A 17,111-nucleotide genomic window follows, 5' to 3' on the forward strand; every position below is an offset into this window, starting at 1 on the left:
CTGGGAAACCAGGCAGCCTGACGCCGGGACGGCGCGACTTTCCTCCGACAGTTTATCGCCGCGCCCGGAGCGGCGTTGAATTGTGACCACATACCGGCCACGACGGTTCCTATGGACAGGCCCGGGGTGGTGGACCACGATGGGACCAGTTACCCGGCTTCACGGGCCGTAGCCCGGACCTTGGCAGGCACAGGGCCGGGGGTCCTTTGGAGATATGGAGGATTCCGTAGTGGCCGACGACCCGCAGCCAACTGCAGGAATGCCCCAGGAGCCGGTTTTTGAGCCGATCGGCCCGGACGCGGATAAGCGCGGCGGGGAAAGCGCCAACGAGGGCCTGGATACCGGCCGTTCCGGGTCTCCACGCCCGGGCTTCGCAAGGACAAGCCTGGTCAAGGGACTGGCCGACTGGCTGGTCAGCCTGACAACCATCCGGTTCTGGTTTACGGTGGCGGCCGCGGTCCTGTGCACGTGGGCTGCTGCCGGCTCCGTGGTCCTGCTGGCGCCCCTGGGCGGTGGGGCCGGTCGGGAGGTCTTTCCCATGCTGGTCTACTCGCTGGCGTCAGCCCTGATGCCGGCGACCGCCACTTTGCCCGCTGTTGCCTGGGGCGTGCGAGCGGAGGTCAGGTTCCGCGGCGTGAGGGGGCGTACCGGAGGTTTTGCCCTGTTGGCGGTACTGCTGGCCACGGCTTTGCGGGGACTGGTGTTGGCAGCTGTTGTTCTCGGTGTACTGCTGGTGCAGGCCTGGATCGCGGGCGCTTCGGGGGCAGTGGCGGCCGTTTCTGCGGGCGTCGTCCTGGTGGAGTGCGTGGTGTTCGGTGCCATGGGCGCTGGGCTCTCCGCATGGGCTGGACGTCGGCGCCTGGCGAATGCCGCCGGCGGGTTGCTGGCCTTGGCCTTTGTGGCAGGGGCCCCGGCCGCAGCCATCGGATTGTTGCCCCTGGTCCGGGCGGAGGAACGTGTCACGGTGGCGCTGAATGTCGAACGGGCGCGCGACGGAACCCACGTGGCCTTCCGATGCTCCGAGATCGAGGCCGGCATCAGCGAGGTTTACCACACCGAGCGTCTGATGTGGCTCCCGGCGCTGAGCCCGCCCGTCCTGTTCCTGATGGCTGGGGCGGAGGCAGACCGCGCCGGCCGGGTCCTGGGATGGGTGCCCGCAGCGATTCAGGAAGCTGCGGACGGGATGCAAGTGCCATGCGTGCAGGGGCAACCGCGCAGCCGGGACGAGCCCCGGGCGCCCATGCCCGGGATGGGGCTCCTTGGCCAGGCGGCGATTGCCGGCGCCGTCGTGGCGGGAGGTTACCGCGCAGCGCGGCGCCGCGACGGGGCACGGGGTGATCCGGCCTGAAGGGCGTGCTTCGGAAAAACCGGGCGCCTGCGCTCAGCCCAGGGCGTTGCGCCGGCCCTCGAAGGCCCGGCCCAGGGTGACTTCGTCCGCATACTCCAAGTCACCGCCCACGGGCAGGCCGGAGGCAAGACGGGTGACGGCTATGCCGATCGTCTTGAGCATGCGGGCCAGGTAAGTAGCCGTTGCCTCGCCCTCAAGGTTGGGATCGGTGGCGATAATCACTTCCTGGATTTCGCCGTCGTTCAACCGTGTGAGCAGCTCGCGGATCCGCAGCTGTTCCGGTCCCACGCCGGCGATGGGATTGATGGCACCGCCCAGCACGTGGTACCTGCCGCGGAACGAACGGGTGCGCTCCACGGCCAGGACATCCTTGGATTCCTCCACCACGCAGATGATCGCGGGATCACGGCGCGGGTCGCGGCAGATGTTGCACAGTTCCTGCTCCGTGACATTGCCACAGACCGTACAAAACTTGACCCGCTCCTTGACCGTGGTGATTGCTTCCACCAGCCGCTTCATATCCTGGGGGTCGGCTTCAAGGATGTGGAACGCCAGCCGCTGTGCGGACTTGGGGCCCACCCCCGGAAGGCGTCCGAGCTCGTCGATCAGCTCCTGGACAGCACCTTCGTACACGTTTCCCTCTTTAGTTTGGTGTGGATGGCGGGTGGAACACTCAGTTGGTCATGGCTGCGGGGCTGCCCGCCGGCGGTCGACCTTGCCGGCCGTCAATAGCGTGGCGTGACCGGGCTTCCGTCCAGCGACCGCTCCTCGATCAATTTTCCGCCCAGGATGCGTTCCACGGCAGCCCGGCCGAAGACGCCGGACTCCTCGATGGTTTCATCGTCGGCGCTGGGCACGTCCTGGACATAGGCGCTGGGTGCGGACGCGGCCCTGGCCGGTGCCTTCGCCCGTCCTGCCTCAGCCTCTGGGCTGTTGGACAGCCGCTGGTAGAGGCTTTGCCGCGTTTCAGTCCGTCCGGCCACGGGTGCAGCCGCCGCCGGCTGGGGACGGGAGGGCGCAACCGCTGCCTTGGCCACCCGGGCGGCTGCCGCCGAGGCCATGGCGAATTCCGGCGCGGGAGCGGAGGCGGGGGACTGCGCCGGGTAGGATCCCGCGGCGGGCGCGCCGCGACCGGGGCCGGAGACTGCACCCGGGGCGGAACCTGCGATGGAACCCGTACTCGAGCCCGAACCCCATCCCGCTGCTGCGACAGGGGCAGGGGCAGGGGCCGCGGCCGCGGGTGAAACGGGGATGGAGGGCGGTACCTGGGCTGTTGCAGGGGCGTAATGCGGAACGTCGGCCTGTGTTCCGATGTTATCGGGTACAGAGCCGGGTGCGGGGTTGGCACCCACGTTGCTCTTGTCTCCGACAACCCAGACGCCGGGGGCCTGTTCCACAGCCCGTGTCCAGGGATCGTGGGCCGGACCCGCATCTGTGCTGCCGGGCTGGGCAACGGTGTCCGGGGTGGAACCATTGGTTGCTGCCCCCCGGGGGCGCGCAGCGGCATCACCGCGGGAGCCTGACGGTTCCTGGCTGCCGCCCACTTCGGGGGGTGGTGGCGTTGCCCGGTTGCCGGACGGCGTGGCGGGCACCCAGTCCATCGGGGGTTCCTCATCCAGCGGGGGAGCGTCCTCATCCCGCGGCGGGCCCCAGTCGTCGTCGGAGTAGGAGTAGTCGCCACCCGCCGACGGGTAGGGGGATTGGCCGGCGTCCGGGCCAGAGGCGCCGGCGGCTGATCCCGGGCCCTGGGCGCCGGGACGGGAGGGCTGTGCGTCCCCGTGGCCGCGCACGCCGGCGTCGGTCACCGGACCTGCGCCTGGAGAGCCGGCCACAGCGGGAGTACCCTCCGGTACGGCTTCCGGGCTTGCGGCAACAGCTGTGCTCCCGGAGCTTCTGCCAACAGCGGAACCCTGGGCAGGCACCGGGTTCCGGGCAGCGGCGGGGCTCTCAGGGCTTCCGCCCGCCGGAGCCGCGGGTGGGGCGGCTGTGGGAGCCTGCGCCGGCGGGACAGGCTGCGCGGGGGCAGGAGCAAGCCCCCAGGCAACGTCAGCTGAAGTGGCCGGAACCACCGGGCTGGACGGCGCTTTTGGGTTTGGCACAGAGCTCGTTTGGCTGGTGCCGCCGGAAACCGCGTTGATCTGGCAGTCGATGCCGACGGTCTTGTGGATGGCCTGGCGCAGGTTGTCCGAGTGGTCCGCCCTCCCAAAGGCGCCCGCGAGTCCCGGCGTGGTGAAGGACAAGGTCACAACACTGCCGTCGAAGGCGCTGACCTGCGCGTTGGGCTCAACGAGGGCCCAGGTGCTGCGCTTGATTTTGGACAGTGCCTGCAGGACATCCGGCCACGCCCTGCGGAGGACCTCCACGTCACCCATGGCCGCGGGAGCCGCAGGGGCGGGCCTGGCGGGCGCCTCCTGGTGCGGCGACGGCACCGCTGCCTGGGCGGAAGCCTGCCGGTCCTCCGGAGACCGGGATGCGGCAATGGCTGGCGTTGCTGCGTTGCTTGGCGGCGCGGCATTGGCTTGCGGTGCTGCGCTGCTGGACGGCACGGCATTGCTTTGGGGCGCTGCGTTACTTTGGGGCGCTGCCTGGCCGGTGCGTGCGGCGGCGGGGCGCTCCGGTGTCCCGAGGCGCGCCGGGTCCTCGACAGGCCAGTCATTGGTGCTTACCCGCGGCGGTGTCAGCGGGCTCCGGGGCGCGTCAGTGCCAGGCCGGGCGGGCGCGGCCTGGGCCGGAATGGACTCGGCAGCGCCGGGCCGGGTGGGTTCGGATGGCGTGGGGACGGCTTGGGCCTGTGACTGTGGTGCCGCCTGAACGGAAGGGCCGGCCGCCACCGCTGGGTGCAGGGGCTCGGGCGAGGAGGTGCCCGGGGTGGCGGCGGAAGTTGCGGCTGCCGGCACTGCCGTTGCGGGAGCAGCCTGGGCCGCCGGAGCGGTGACGTCGTTCCCTGTGTAGTTGAGCCGCCGCTCCACCCGGTCAATGCGGGCCGCCATGCCGCGCTCATTCTGTTCCGAGCTGGGCAGCAGGATCCGGGCACACAGCAGTTCCAGGTGCAGCCGCGGGGACGTGGCTCCGGTCATTTCGGTCAGGGCCGTGTTGGTGACATCCGCGGCCCGCGAGAGTTCGGCGGCGCCAAGGTTGTGGGCCTGGTTCTGCAGGCGGGCGATCTGGTCCGCGGGCATTCCCCGAAGGATGGCGTGCGCACTTTCGGGCATGGCCTGGACAATGATCAGGTCCCGGAAGCGCTCCAGCAGGTCCTCCACGAACCGGCGGGGATCGTGCCCGGTCTGGATGACCCGGTCCACGGCGCGGAAGACTGTGGCGGCGTCGGAGGCGGCCACGGCCTCCACGACGTCGTCCAGCAGCGAGGCATGGGTGTAGCCCAGCAGTGCAACGGCGAGCTCATAGTCCAGTCCATGGGGTCCGGCGCCTGCCATGAGCTGGTCCAGGACGGAGAGCGAATCACGGACAGAGCCGCCGCCGGCCCGGATGACCAGTGACAGGACGCCGGGGGCGACGGGAACGTTTTCCTGGCGGCACAGGAGCTCAAGGTAAGCCATCAGCGGCTCGGGCGGCACCAACCGGAAGGGGTAGTGGTGGGTCCGGGAGCGGATGGTTCCGATGACCTTGTCCGGCTCTGTGGTGGCAAAGATGAACTTGATGTGTTCCGGCGGCTCTTCGACGATCTTCAGCAGGGCGTTGAACCCGGCGGAGGTGACCATGTGGGCTTCGTCGATGATGAAGATCTTGTAGCGGTCCCGCACCGGGGCGTAGGTGGCGCGCTCGCGGAGGTCCCGCGCGTCGTCAACACCGCCGTGGCTCGCCGCGTCAATCTCGATGACGTCAAGGGAACCGGAACCGCCGCGGGCCAGCTCAACGCAGCTGGGGCAGGTTCCGCAGGGGGTGTCCGTAGGGCCCTGGGCGCAGTTGAGGCAGCGTGCCAGGATGCGGGCGGACGTGGTCTTGCCGCAGCCCCTGGGGCCGGAAAAGAGGTAGGCGTGGTTGACCCGGTTTTTCCGCAAAGCCGTCATCAACGGCTCGGTGACATGCTCCTGCCCGATAACGTCAGCGAACGAGTCGGGACGGTATCTGCGGTACAGGGCGGTAGTAACTGTCACAGAGAAAACCCTACCAATCCGGGCCGACATCATGCCGCCCTGTGGGGGAATAGTAAAGACCCCCCATGCACCCGCCAGAGCCCGTCTACCCTTGCTACCTTCCGGTCCTGGGGGAGTTCAACAGGATGACGCCACATGAGGGGCCGCGAGCTACTTTACCCGAACATCCGGCTCGACTCGAATCGGCCGTCGCCTGCTTCCCGGAGCCCGCTTCTGGGGAACAACACAGTGCCGGAAGCTATTCAGACGGCGGTCTTCATTGCTTATCCCACCGGCAGCCGCGATCATTGGTATGTACACCGATTGGGGCAATCTCAAGGTTGTGAGCTGCGTGGCCTGGCTGAACGGGACGGACCCGGCAGCTCAACGGTGCATCGGGGAATGGGCGCGTTGGGGGCGTCCATTTCCAGCTTAAGGGCGATGCGCAGGCGTCTCCGGGCACGGGCAGGGGAGCGCGGAAATCCTGCTCCGAACAGCCCAATTGGGCGATGCGGAAAAGTTCAGGTAATCTAATACCTGCTTTTGATTCAGAAGCAGTTGGAGAATTCGCCTAGCGGCCTATGGCGCACGCCTGGAACGCGTGTTGGGTTAACGCCCTCGGGGGTTCAAATCCCCCATTCTCCGCCGGTTAAGAACCCGGCCCCGGTGATTCCGGGGCCGGGTTCTTGCGTTTCCTCCGTCATGGGCTCGTGGTCGTGGACCCCCCCCTAGGCCATGTCCGCCAAAGGCTCGCCCAGCCGCCTCAGGCGCTGCCTCGCAGCCAGTTCGCTGGGACCCATCCGCCGGCGAAGCCCGCCCAGGGCAAGATGGACGACGCCGAGCACCACCTTTGTGCCCAGCCTCACGGGCAGGGGGAAGGGGCCCAGCCGTGGAACGGAAAGCCCGAGCATCTGGCGGTACCGGGGTTCCAAGCTGTAGACGGCGGCCGCAAACAGGATCCGGTAACCGGGCTTCAGCAGGGGATGCAGCGGAGCGTTGCGGATGAACTGAACCGTTTCCTTCACCCTGTCGTCCGCGCGCAGGACGCCCTGCGTGTACCACTGGTCCAGCTGGCCGCGCATCTCCGCCTCGGTCAGCGGCGGGTTGTCCACTCCCACCAGCCGCCCGGCCTGGGCCCACTCCCGGACGTAGGCGTCCGGGCCGCCAGGAATGGGTCCGCCCCAGATCTTATGGGCTGCCAGGAAGCCATCCGTGAAGGCGATATGGATCCAGCCGGCCAGCCCGGAGTCGTTGGCACTGTAGGTGCGTGTGCCGCCGTCGTTGTCTTTGTAGGTGCCCTGGACCGGCTCATGGAGCCGGCGGACACGCCGTGTTGCCTCCTCCGCGGCCGCCGTTGAGCCGTATGTCACCGTGAAGATCCACCGGATGGTGTTGGCCAGCCGGCGCAAGGGGTCTTCCCGGAAGTTGGAGTGTTCGTGCACTCCCGCCAGGGCACCGGGGTGCAGCGACTGCATGAGCAGTGTCCGGATCCCGCCAACGATCGGCGTCATGGAGCCATGGACTGCCCAGACGGCCGAGCCGGGCAGGTGGTAGCCGGCGTCGTCGCCTTCCGCCAGCCGCAGCGACCAGTCCGGTGGTGCATCAGCCTTCCCTGAAAAGGTCTTCTTGATTTCGTCCTGCCATGTACGAAGGACATTGCGCATGAGATATTGTTGCCCATTTCTGCAGGGGCACCGCGACCAACCTCCTGAGCAGCGGAAACTCCCAACCCCCTAACGCCCGCAAAAAACCCGCAATGTGCACCCATGGGGTTTCCACCCCTGCGGTGCTGTGGTCCCATGGGACATACCGTCGAGACAACGGGCGGCAGGCCACGACGTGGAGTCAGTCACTTGGGCAAGAATCCAGCGCCCGGCACCAGAAAGCCGGCCCAGCGTAGCTTTCCCCCCGTTGCACGCGCCGTCGCCGCGGCGGGGGTGCTGGCGGCGTCCGTTTATGCCGTCAACCTTTCTGCCGGCCCGGCAGGGCCCGTGCAGTGGACGGGATCAGTTGCGGGCACCGGGACCGAGGGTGCTGCAGTCCCCGGCGGAACATCCGGCGGGAACAGCATCGAGGAAGCGCAAAGGGAACCCGGTCCGCCGGCGTCGGACCAGGTCGGCGCCGGCGCCCTTCCGCCGGCCATCCTGTCCAGTCCTATGGTCACCCTGGCCTTCCCACATACGGCGATAGGAAGTACGGGCGCAGATGCCCCGGCGGCCCTGACAGTAGGGCCGGCGGGCACGGGCAGGCCCGGAGCCGGCTTTTTGATGGCCCCGCTTCAGCTCCTCGAGCCGAGTTCGCCGTTCGGCTTCCGGGTCAGCCCGATCAGCGGGACTGCTGGTGATTTCCATCTGGGGCAGGATTATGCAGCGGCCTGCGGCATGCCCGTCCACGCAGCCGACGCCGGTGTTGTACGGGCGGCCGGATGGCATCCCTGGGGCGGCGGCAACCGTGTGGAGATCGATCATGGCGACGGCCTCATCACCACCTACAACCACCTTGAGTCCATCGGCGTCCATACGGGCGATACAGTGCAGGCAGGCCAAGTCATCGCGCGCGTTGGTACCACCGGATGGTCCACGGGCTGCCACCTGCATTTCGAGGCCATCCTGAACGGGCGGTATACAAACCCCCTCAGATGGAGCTTCCTGCAGCTCCGCACTTTGAACTGGGCCCTTCCTGCCGACATGGTCTCCTATGCGCCCGGCCAGGGGCTGTCTGCCGGCAGGATCAGCTGGACCATCCCCCTCCGGGTGGATCCGGGCGGAGAAATCCCCGCTGCCGGGCTGCAGGTTTCACCCTTCCCGCCACTCCTGCCGCTTGCACCGGCACCTGCGCCCTCGGAGGCGACGGGTGTAGTGCTTGCGCCCCCTGACGCGCAATTGACGACGACGGCCCCGCCACCCGCTGAACCTTCGGGGAGTGCTGCGTCGCCGTCGCCCACGGACCCCGCGCCCGGCCCGTCGCCGTCGCCGACCGACCCGGCAACTCCGACGGCCTCGCCGAGTGATCCAACTGCCTCGCCCAGCCCGACGCCGTCGCCGACTGACCCGGCAACTTCAACGTCAACTCCGACGGCCTCACCCAGCCCGACGCCGTCGCCGTCGCCGTCGCCCAGTGACCCTGGTCCAACTCCGACGCCGACTGAACCATCGCCCACCGCTCCAGCGGCCGCTACCCCAACCCCGGCGCAGACAACCCTCGAACCGACCCCAACCCCGAGCCCGGCGCAGACAACCCTCGAACCGACCCCAACCCCGAGCCCGGCGCAGACAACCCTCGAACCGACACCAACCCCGACCCCAACCCCGAGCCCCACGCCAACCCCAACCCCGGCGCAGACAACCCTCGAACCGACACCAACCCCGACCCCAACCCCGAGCCCCACGCCAACCCCAACCCCGGCGCCTCCGCCGGCAGAACCCGAGCCCACGGCAACCACCTCGTCAACCATGACGCCAAGCGCGACGGCCACCACCCCGGCGGCCTAGGAAATCTTCACTTTGGACCCGTACGGTGGGACCTCGGCAACGAACTGACCATATGAGCAACCTTCCGCAGACCCGACGGCATGCGCCGCTGTATCCCATCCCGCTGGTCCTCAACGACGGCACCCGGACGGACTTCAGCCAGTTCAAGGGAAAAGTGGTGTTGGTGGTCAACGTGGCCTCCAACTGCGGCTTCACCCCCCAGTACGCCGGATTGGAGGCCCTTTACGAGAAGTTCCGGGACCGCGGATTCGAGGTCCTGGGCGTTCCGTGCAACCAGTTCGCAGGGCAGGAGCCCGGAACCGACCGCGACATCGCGGAGTTCTGCGAACGCAATTTCGGGGTCACGTTCCCGCTCACCGCCAAGGCCGATGTCCGGGGCAGGAATCAGCACCCGCTCTACACCGAGCTCACCAAGTTCAAAACGGGGCTGCTGCCGGGGCTGGTGAAGTGGAATTTCGAGAAGTTCCTGGTTAACCGCGACGGCGAGGTGGTGGCCCGCTTTGCCCCCACCGTTGAACCGGACTCGGCCGAGGTCATCGACGCGGTCGAGCAGGAGCTCGGATAAACGCGGTCTGGCCGAACCGGGTCTGCAAAAGCGCAGTTCTTCCAACTTTTTCCACATCAGCTCCGGCGATTTACCCCAAGTTTGCCAAATGTCTGATTGGATAAATATTACTGAAGGGTACAAGGGAAGAACGGCTTCCCACCGACCATAGAGGTAGCAATGGAGCACATCGAGGCCGAACACCCCCGGCCACGCCACTTCCTACTCCACCTGAGCGATCCCCACCTGTTGGGAGGTCCAGACCCCCTCTACGGAACTGTCGACAGCGAAGCCAGGCTCATCCAGCTCTTCGACGAAGTCAAAGCATCCGGCGCAAGGCCGGAAGCCGTCATCTTCACCGGCGACCTCGCTGACAAAGGCGATCCCCGGGCCTACGTGAAACTGCGGGCCATTGTGGACCCTGCCTGCAAGGAGCTCGGCGCCCAGGTCATCTGGGCCATGGGAAACCACGATGACCGGGCCAACTTCCGCAAGGGCCTGCTCGACCAGCCCGGCAGCGACGAGCCGGTGGACCACAGCTACTTCATCAATGGGCTGCGCGTCATCACGCTGGACACCACTGTGCCGGGCTTCCACCACGGCGAACTGAGCGGCGCCCAGCTGGACTGGCTGGCCCGGCAGCTGGAAACCCCTGCCCCGGACGGCACCATCCTGGCCCTCCACCACCCTCCGGTCCCGTCCGTGCTTGACCTTTCCGTGCTTGTGGAACTGCGCGACCAGGCCTCGCTGGAGGCAGTGGTCCGCAACTCGGACGTCCGCACCATCCTGGCCGGCCACCTGCACTACTCCACTACGGCCAGCTTCGCCGGCGTCCCCGTCTCGGTCGCTTCCGCCTCCTGCTACACCCAGGACCTGAACGTCCCGGTAGGAGGCACGCGCGGGCAGGACGGCGGCCAGGCCTTCAACCTGGTGCACGTCTACGAGCACACCATCGTGCACTCCGTGGTCCCGCTGGGCGCTTCACCAACGGTGGGCGAGTACGTGTCACCCGAGGAAACGGCCCGGCGGCTGGAGGCTGCGGGGATCCGGATCCCGGAGACCACCAAGCAGCGCGGCAACGCCAAGCTCGGAGCGTCCACCAGGCGGTGACTACAGCCTGGACCGGGCTACTTCTCCCAGGGCGCCTTGATGGGGAAGTACCTTTCCAGGAAGTCCGTGACCACTTCGGCGCGCTCGTCCGCGCTGATCTCCGGGAAGCTCCCGTCGTTCAGGCAGAAGAAGTCCATGTTCCGCTTGGCCAGCAGCTTGGGCAGGTATTTCAGCCCTGAGCGCATGGTGGTGTCAACGTAGCGGACCTTGGCGGCTGTCTGTGTAACGGCCCGGCCGGTGAGCAGTGCGTAGTAGTGGTAGAACGAGTTGGTCACGGAGATGTTGTCCGCAGCGCGGAAGCGGCTGGCTGCCGTCTTGCTGAACTCCGCGGGGAACTCCTCCTCCATCTGGGCCACCACGCTGCGCCGCAGCGGCGCGGCGGTGTGCTCCAGGTGGCGGGTGGTGATCCGGCCGAACCGGTTCCACAGGAGCTTGCGGTTCACCCTGGCGGCATTCTCAAACCCGCTGCGCTCAGCGGCGTTCTCACCCAGGCCGATCCTGGTTTCCGCCTCGATGAACTTGGTGATGCCGCCGGGCGTGAAGAACATGTCAGGGCCCACGGGGCGGCCAAAGAACATGTCGTCATTGGAGTAGAGGAAGTGCTCGGACAACCCCTCGATGTGGTGCAGCTGGCACTCCACGGCCTGGGAGTTGTGGGTGGGCAGCACGGAGGGGTCAGCGAAGAACTCCTCGCTGCGGACTATGGTGACCGACGGGTGCTCTGCCAGCCAGGCAGGCGCGGGGGAGTCGGTGGCGATGAAGATGCGGCGGATCCACGGCGCGAACATGTACACGGACCGCAGCGCGTACTTGAGTTCATTGATCTGCCGGAACCGGGCCTCGTGGTCGTCACCTTCGCCCAGGACGACGCCCTGCTGCTGCGCGCGGCGGGCAGCAATGTATTCCGGGGAGCTTCCGTCCACCCAGGAGAAGACGAGGTCGATGTCGAAGCTGATGTCGCTTGCGTGGTCGGCGAACATGTTCTCGATGGTGGGCCAGGTATGGCCGTAGCGTTCCACGGTGCCGCGGACGGCGTCCTGGCGCAGCAGGGTCCTGCGGGTCAGCGAGTTTTCGATGGGAAGGATGAGTTCCTCGCCCTCGAAGGACCAGAGTTCGATCTGCACCCCGGCAGAGGCGCCGAACTCGAAGCCGCCCACCGGCTCCACCCGGGGCCGGTACAGGCGGAAGATGCGGCCCTGCCGGTTGGGCGAGAGCTCCCCGTCGGCCACCAGGACAGACGTCTTCTTCTTGGCGTCCACGGTCATGGAATAGAAGGGCTCGTCCCGGCACGCCTCCACCAGGGCGGCCCGGAGCTTCTTCCGGTCCTTCCAGTCCAGGGCCAGGACAGGGCGGTCGTTGTTGCCACGGACCAGCAGATAGTTGAGGCCCGCGTTCGCCAGGACATTGCGGAGGAACAGCAGGTCCTCCACCATGGCCTGGTACGGAGTCCTGGTGTCATTGATCAGGGCAAAACGGCCCTTGTGCCGGATGACATCGGGGCGGTGCCTGAGCCGCTGCTCTGCCGCCGGAGACGTGATCTCGGCGTGAAATTGTTCCTCCACGGACGCCTGGCCGCCGTAGTAGACCTCGTCCTGGACCGGTGCTTCTGTAATGGTTGTCTCCGAGCTGGTGGAAGTGGGCATTCTTAACTGCATGATAGTCCTGCTGGAGTAACGGAAGGTTTCGGGGCCCGGTTGAAGCCCCTTGGCGACGTTTCGACGGCGGCCCGGCAGGGGGCTCAGGCGTCCAGCGCCTCACGCCAGCTGCGCAGGAAGGCCCCGCCGGCGTCGTCGTGGATCACTGTTTCCTCCAGCCCGAGGTCCGCTGCGGTCAGCACCGGATAGGGCTTGGCCGGCACACCGTCCGCCGGCCGCACATCCACGTGCTTCACCGGGTGGTCGTTATGGTGCAGCCAGTCCGCCATGGCGTAGTCGGTGCGGGAATCGCCCACCGTCCGCCACGCCTGCGGCGTGATGCCCTGGGCCGCCAGCAGCTCCACCGCCCGGCTGGCGCCAAGATCCTTCCCCAGCCGCACCGACTCGATGTCCGTGGAAATGATGGTGGGGTCCACGCGGTAGTCCACCTCGTCGTCGGAGTTCGGTGCGTGGTGGTCCAGGCGGACAACGCCCAGCCCGTGGCGCCCCATGAGCGCCATGGCCTCGGCGTCGAAGAGCTTCTGCTCGGCCAGGTAGTCCGCGCTGGGCACATCGATGTGCTGCTCCACGGACACCATGGCGCGCTTGGTTTCGTCGAAGAACATGTGGGCTGCATAGTCCTCCGCCACCAGCCGGCGGATGTCGTCGCCGTACGCCGCCGGAACGGCAAGCTCCCGGTCCACGTGGATGGGGCCGGGGCCGGCAGAGGTGTAGCTGAACCAGACCGCACCCTTTTCGCAGACGGCATGGATGACAGTTCCGGCTGGAATGCCGGCGGCGATCATCGGTTCCATGACCTGCTCGCGGATGAAGGCGTCGGAACGGCCGGTGTTGAAAATGACGGGGATGCCGGCTGCGGCCAGCGCCACCAGGTCCAGGATGATGTCCGGTTTGACGTCCCGCGTCAGCGGGCTGGCCACGGGGCCGTCCACGTCAAGCAGGAGCGCCAGCGGCGGCGCGGACGGCTGGCGGATTCCGGGCACGGGCGCGGCAGGGGACTCGGATACTGTCATGGTTCCATTCTGTCAGCACGGCAGGCGCTGCCGCTGTGTGTCCGCCCTACGGCCGGGACGCATGGCATATGGTCACTGTTTGGCTACAACCTGGCGCCGGTCCGCCCTGCCACTTTCGCTGGGGCAGCGCGGTGCCTACTGTGGCATGGTGATATTCAAAGCTGTGGGCGAGGGCCGCCCTTACCCCGACCATGGTTACAGCACCCCCAAGCAGTGGGCGTCGCTGCCGCCGCGACCGGTCCGGCTGGACGAACTGGTCACCACCAAGCGCACCCTTGACCTGGAAGCGCTGCTGGCGGAGGATTCCACATTTTTCGGCGACCTGTTCCCGCACGTAGTGCAGTACAAGGGGACCCTCTACCTCGAGGACGGCCTGCACCGCGCGGTCCGGACCGCCCTGCACCAGCGCACCGCGATCCACGCCCGGGTCCTGGTGCTCGATGGCTAGGGGGCGGCCGAAGGATCCGAGTGTCCTTCATGGCCACCATGTTGTTTCCGGCCCTGAGCTGCGCGCCGCCATGGAAGCGGCCGCGGATGCCGATGAGACCGCCCGGGTCCGCCGCCGCGTGCTGCACGGGGTGGTGCTGGTCCTCCTGGCAGGCCTGATCGCCGCAGGCATCATCGTTGCCATGGCCATCATCAACGGCCGGTTGAAGATCCCCGCCGCCGAGCCCGCCCCGGCACCGGTTTCCTCCTGCCCGGCCTCCATGTTCGACTACGTACCCAACGACAAGATCAACCTCAACGTCTACAACTCCACCACCAGGGCCGGGCTGGCGCGCTCGGTGGCGGACGAGTTCCTGGCGCGGAAGTTCGTGGTGGGGAACGTCTCGAATACCAACGCCGGCTACCGGGGTGTGGCGGCCGTGGTGTCAGGTGCGGGCGGACAGTCGGCGGCATTCACCGTGCAGCGCAACGTGCCGGGGTCGGACTACTTCCAGGACGGCAGGACCGACGCCAGCGTGGACGTGATCCTGGCGCAGGACTACAAGGCACTGGTCCCGCCGGATCTGGTGGACCAGACGCCGGGAAAGCTCAGCTGCCCCCGGGAAAGCCGGCGCATAGCGGACACCAACAGACTGCCTGTTACCCCCGCGGCCTGACCTCCAGCCAGCCGGTCCTTAGCCGGCCACTGCGGAAAGCTGCGCCGCTGGCGGAAGCTGCGCCGCTGGCGGAAGCTGCGCCGCTGGCGGAAGCTGCGCCACCCGGATGGGCCGCCCGTCGTCGTCGAACCGCGCACCCGCACCCAACTGGATGAAGCGCACCGTCCTGGCCACGCGGGCTTCCAGCTCGGCCGGCTCGTCGCTGCCCCTGGCCGCACTGGAGGACAGGGTGCCCAGGATCAGCTGGGACTGCTGGCCCACGTCCGCCACCGGCAGGTACCCCTGCTCCATGCCGTCACGCAGGATGTCCTGCAACAGGACGCTTAGCTCGCCTACATGGTCCGAGAGCTTGGCAAAGGACGACGGCGACAGCACCGCCCCCATGGCAGGTCCGGGCGGGAGGTGGCGGCGGCTGAGGTCAACCACCTGGGCGCGGACGTACAGGGCCAGCCGTTCCACGGGGTTCTCCAGCCGGGCCAGCGATTCACGCAGGTCGGAAAGGAACTTCTCGGTCTCATCCAGGGCGTAGGAGATCAGGAGTTCTTCGATGTCTGCGTAGTAGTTGTAGACGGCCGTGCGGCCCACCCCGGCATGCCTGGCCACGTCTGTCATGGTCAACCCCGGGAGGCCATGGGTGAAGAGGAGTTCGCCAAAAGCGGTGAGGATGCGCCGCTGGGTGTCCGCGCGTTGTTCGGCATTGCTGGCCGCTGAAATCCTGGGCATGTAGACACTTTACCGCGATGTGTCAGTAAAAGGCGCTACACCGCGCAGCCGTCGGGGCCGCAGGCGCCGCCGTCGGAGGAGTTGACCAGGACCAGCGGGTTGGCAGCCTGCCAGGCCTGGGTGAGGGCGGCGGTGAACGTCTCCGCCGGCTGGGCTCCGGACAGCCCGAACTTGCGGTCGATCACGAAGAACGGCACGCCGCTGATGCCCAGGCCCTGTGCCTCCTGGACGTCGAACCGGACCTTGTCCGTGTACTTGTCCGTGGTGAAGAGCTCCTCCACCTCATCGGACGGCAGGCCAAGATCGTTGCCGAGGGAGGACAGGTAGTCCCGGCTGCCGATGTCCTTGCCGTGCTCGAAGTGGTCGCTCAGGAGGCGCTCCTTGGCCGCATCCTGCCGGCCGTGCGCCGCTGCAAGGTGGATCAGGCGGTGCGCGGTGAAGCTGTTGGCCACCACCACTTTGTCGAAGCGGTAGTCCAGGCCTTCGCCTTTTGCCTGCTCCGCCACGTGCTCAAACATCTGCGCGACCTGCCGTGACGGCATGCCCTTGCGGCTGCTCAGGTACTCCAGCTCGGTCCCGTCGTAGTGTTCCGGCAGGGTGGGATCCAGCTGGTAGCTCCGCCACACCACCTCAACGGCGTCACGGTGGGGGAATGCTGCCAGGGCCGCCTCGAACCGGCGCTTCCCGATGAAACACCACGGGCAGGCAACGTCAGACCAGATCTCAATCTTCATGCCTTGCACAACCGGGCCGCGCCTGCGGCCATTCCGCCGGCGCCTTATGAGATGGCACACATCCGCTCTTGTGGCCGGGGCAATCCTGGGCAATAGTCGGAGTTAGGTGAAGCAGACGCCAAACAAAATGAGAACACCACGGGACCCTAACGGTCCCGCGGGTTGATGCGCCTGGCGGCTGGGGAGCTCGGGCCCCTTCCTTGGAGGCCAGACATGCGAATTGGACTGATTGCGGGACCCTGGATTCCCATCCCTCCGTTGACTTACGGCGGCATCGAAAGGGTGGTGGACACCCTGGCGCGTGGCTTCGCGGCCGCCGGACACCAGGTCCTGCTCGCCGCCCCTTCCGAAAGCACATGCCCCGTGCCGCTGGTGCCGGGCATGCGGCCGGCGTCCCGGGACGAGCTTGGCTCAACCATGTCCGAACTCAGCCACGTGATCCGGGCCTACAAGGGGCTGCAGGACGTGGATATCATCCACGACCATACGCTCGCCGGCCCGCTCTACGCCCACCGTCCGGCCAAGGTTCCGGTGGTCACCACCATCCACGGCCCGCTCCACAAGCAGGCAGAGGACCTGTACCGGGCCATGGCGCCGGATGTGGCAATCGTGGCGATCTCCCGCGACCAGGCTTCACACGCTCCCGAGGTTCCCGTCACCCAGGTGATCCATCACGGCATGGACGTTTCCACTGTCCCGGTGGGAAGCGGCCGCGGCGGTTACCTGTGCTTCGTGGGGCGCGCATGCCATGACAAGGGGCTGCTTGAGGCCATCACGATCGCCCGCAGGGTGGGCATGCACCTGAAGATAGCGGTCAAGATGCGGGAGAAGGACGAGGTCCGCTACTTCCGGGAGGTCATCGAGCCCATGCTGGGCCCAAACGAGGATTTCGTGGGGGAAGTGGACGATGCCGCCAAGTACCGCCTGATGGGCGAGGCCACGGCCTTCCTCAACCCCATCCAGTGGTCCGAACCGTTCGGCCTGGTGATGATCGAGGCGCTGGCCACGGGCACTCCCGTCGTCGGGACGCGCGTCGGTTCAGCGCCCGAGATCGTGGAGCATGGCCGGACGGGCTTCCTGGGGCAGACAGAGGATTTGCCCGGATTCGTTGAGGCAGCAGCCGGCTTGAGCAGGGAACGGTGCCGGGCATCAGTGGAGGAGAGGTTCAATGCCCAACGGATGGTGGCGCAGCACCTGAGGCTCTTTGATGAACTGCTGGCGGGCAGATTGCCCGGAGGGGTTCCGGATGCCGCGCCCGTGCACCAAAATCGTTAAGGGGGCGGGCGGCCTTCCGGC

At 67.4% G+C, this 17,111-nt stretch carries 14 protein-coding genes, 1 tRNA gene, 1 other RNA gene and 1 pseudogene; 8 read left to right on the plus strand and 9 right to left on the minus strand.

What is annotated here, in order from left to right; genetic code table 11:
* The first annotated feature begins 229 nt into the window (after positions 1–229).
* Positions 230–1,348 (plus strand): hypothetical protein, encoded by a 1,119-nt coding sequence (locus LDO86_RS02850; protein WP_224084263.1) that lies wholly within the window; start codon positions 230–232, stop codon positions 1,346–1,348.
* 33 nt (positions 1,349–1,381) lie between these two features.
* Here LDO86_RS02850 and recR read toward each other — a convergent pair whose 3' ends face one another.
* From recR to ffs, 3 genes are all read right to left on the minus strand, one after another.
* Positions 1,382–1,981: a recombination mediator RecR gene (gene recR / locus LDO86_RS02855; RefSeq protein ID WP_018771859.1), complete on the minus strand. Its 600-nt coding sequence runs from the start codon at positions 1,979–1,981 to the stop codon at positions 1,382–1,384.
* 92 nt (positions 1,982–2,073) lie between these two features.
* Positions 2,074–5,463: a DNA polymerase III subunit gamma and tau gene (locus tag LDO86_RS02860; protein ID WP_224084264.1), complete on the minus strand. Its 3,390-nt coding sequence runs from the start codon at positions 5,461–5,463 to the stop codon at positions 2,074–2,076.
* A 51-nt stretch (positions 5,464–5,514) separates the two neighbouring features.
* Positions 5,515–5,611, minus strand: an RNA gene (gene ffs, locus LDO86_RS02865) — signal recognition particle sRNA small type.
* A 391-nt stretch (positions 5,612–6,002) separates the two neighbouring features.
* Here ffs and LDO86_RS02870 point away from each other — a divergent pair.
* Positions 6,003–6,087: transfer RNA gene (locus tag LDO86_RS02870), tRNA-Ser, on the plus strand.
* Positions 6,088–6,170: 83 nt separating this feature from the next.
* Here LDO86_RS02870 and LDO86_RS02875 read toward each other — a convergent pair.
* Positions 6,171–7,106: an oxygenase MpaB family protein gene (locus LDO86_RS02875; protein ID WP_018771861.1), complete on the minus strand. Its 936-nt coding sequence runs from the start codon at positions 7,104–7,106 to the stop codon at positions 6,171–6,173.
* Positions 7,107–7,823: 717 nt separating this feature from the next.
* Between LDO86_RS02875 and LDO86_RS20170 the strand changes: the two are divergent.
* Positions 7,824–8,015: pseudogene (locus LDO86_RS20170) on the plus strand (M23 family metallopeptidase); the annotation flags it as partial.
* Between the two features lie 122 nt (positions 8,016–8,137).
* Here LDO86_RS20170 and LDO86_RS02885 read toward each other — a convergent pair.
* The gene (locus LDO86_RS02885) at positions 8,138–8,602 is read right to left on the minus strand and encodes a hypothetical protein (protein WP_018771862.1); all 465 of its coding nucleotides are present in this window, start codon (positions 8,600–8,602) and stop codon (positions 8,138–8,140) included.
* Positions 8,603–8,985: 383 nt separating this feature from the next.
* Between LDO86_RS02885 and LDO86_RS02895 the strand changes: the two genes are divergently transcribed.
* Both LDO86_RS02895 and LDO86_RS02900 read left to right on the plus strand, forming a co-directional pair.
* Positions 8,986–9,498, plus strand: coding sequence for a glutathione peroxidase (locus tag LDO86_RS02895; protein WP_018771863.1), 513 nt, complete (start codon positions 8,986–8,988; stop codon positions 9,496–9,498).
* A 159-nt stretch (positions 9,499–9,657) separates the two neighbouring features.
* A complete protein-coding gene (locus LDO86_RS02900; protein WP_018771864.1) occupies positions 9,658–10,587 on the plus strand; it encodes a phosphodiesterase in 930 nt (309 codons plus the stop codon).
* Positions 10,588–10,604: 17 nt separating this feature from the next.
* Here LDO86_RS02900 and LDO86_RS02905 read toward each other — a convergent pair whose 3' ends face one another.
* Both LDO86_RS02905 and LDO86_RS02910 read right to left on the minus strand, forming a co-directional pair.
* On the minus strand, positions 10,605–12,242 hold the full coding sequence (locus tag LDO86_RS02905; RefSeq protein ID WP_043425594.1) for a stealth family protein: 1,638 nt from the start codon (positions 12,240–12,242) through the stop codon (positions 10,605–10,607).
* Between the two features lie 83 nt (positions 12,243–12,325).
* The gene (locus tag LDO86_RS02910; protein WP_018771866.1) at positions 12,326–13,255 is read right to left on the minus strand and encodes a hypothetical protein; all 930 of its coding nucleotides are present in this window, start codon (positions 13,253–13,255) and stop codon (positions 12,326–12,328) included.
* Between the two features lie 148 nt (positions 13,256–13,403).
* On the opposite strand from LDO86_RS02910, the gene LDO86_RS02915 reads away from it, so the two are divergent.
* Complete coding sequence (locus tag LDO86_RS02915) at positions 13,404–13,703, plus strand: hypothetical protein (protein ID WP_026266165.1); 300 nt, start codon at positions 13,404–13,406, stop codon at positions 13,701–13,703.
* The gene (locus tag LDO86_RS02920) at positions 13,696–14,358 is read left to right on the plus strand and encodes a LytR C-terminal domain-containing protein (RefSeq protein ID WP_026266166.1); all 663 of its coding nucleotides are present in this window, start codon (positions 13,696–13,698) and stop codon (positions 14,356–14,358) included. The genes LDO86_RS02915 and LDO86_RS02920 overlap by 8 nt, the downstream gene beginning before the upstream one ends.
* 18 nt (positions 14,359–14,376) lie before the next feature.
* On the opposite strand, the gene LDO86_RS02925 is transcribed toward LDO86_RS02920, so the two are convergent.
* Both LDO86_RS02925 and LDO86_RS02930 read right to left on the minus strand, forming a co-directional pair.
* Positions 14,377–15,081 carry a TetR/AcrR family transcriptional regulator gene (locus LDO86_RS02925; RefSeq protein WP_018771869.1) on the minus strand — a complete coding sequence of 235 codons (705 nt, stop codon included), beginning with the start codon at positions 15,079–15,081 and terminating at the stop codon, positions 14,377–14,379.
* Positions 15,082–15,116: 35 nt separating this feature from the next.
* Positions 15,117–15,815 (minus strand): DsbA family oxidoreductase, encoded by a 699-nt coding sequence (locus LDO86_RS02930; RefSeq protein ID WP_018771870.1) that lies wholly within the window; start codon positions 15,813–15,815, stop codon positions 15,117–15,119.
* 213 nt (positions 15,816–16,028) lie between these two features.
* Here LDO86_RS02930 and LDO86_RS02935 point away from each other — a divergent pair, with 213 nt between their 5' ends.
* Positions 16,029–17,090: a glycosyltransferase family 4 protein gene (locus LDO86_RS02935; protein WP_018771871.1), complete on the plus strand. Its 1,062-nt coding sequence runs from the start codon at positions 16,029–16,031 to the stop codon at positions 17,088–17,090.
* Positions 17,091–17,111: the final 21 nt, after the last annotated feature.

Origin of the sequence: Arthrobacter sp. StoSoilB19, from assembly GCF_019977275.1 — a bacterium.
Lineage (GTDB): Bacteria > Actinomycetota > Actinomycetes > Actinomycetales > Micrococcaceae > Arthrobacter.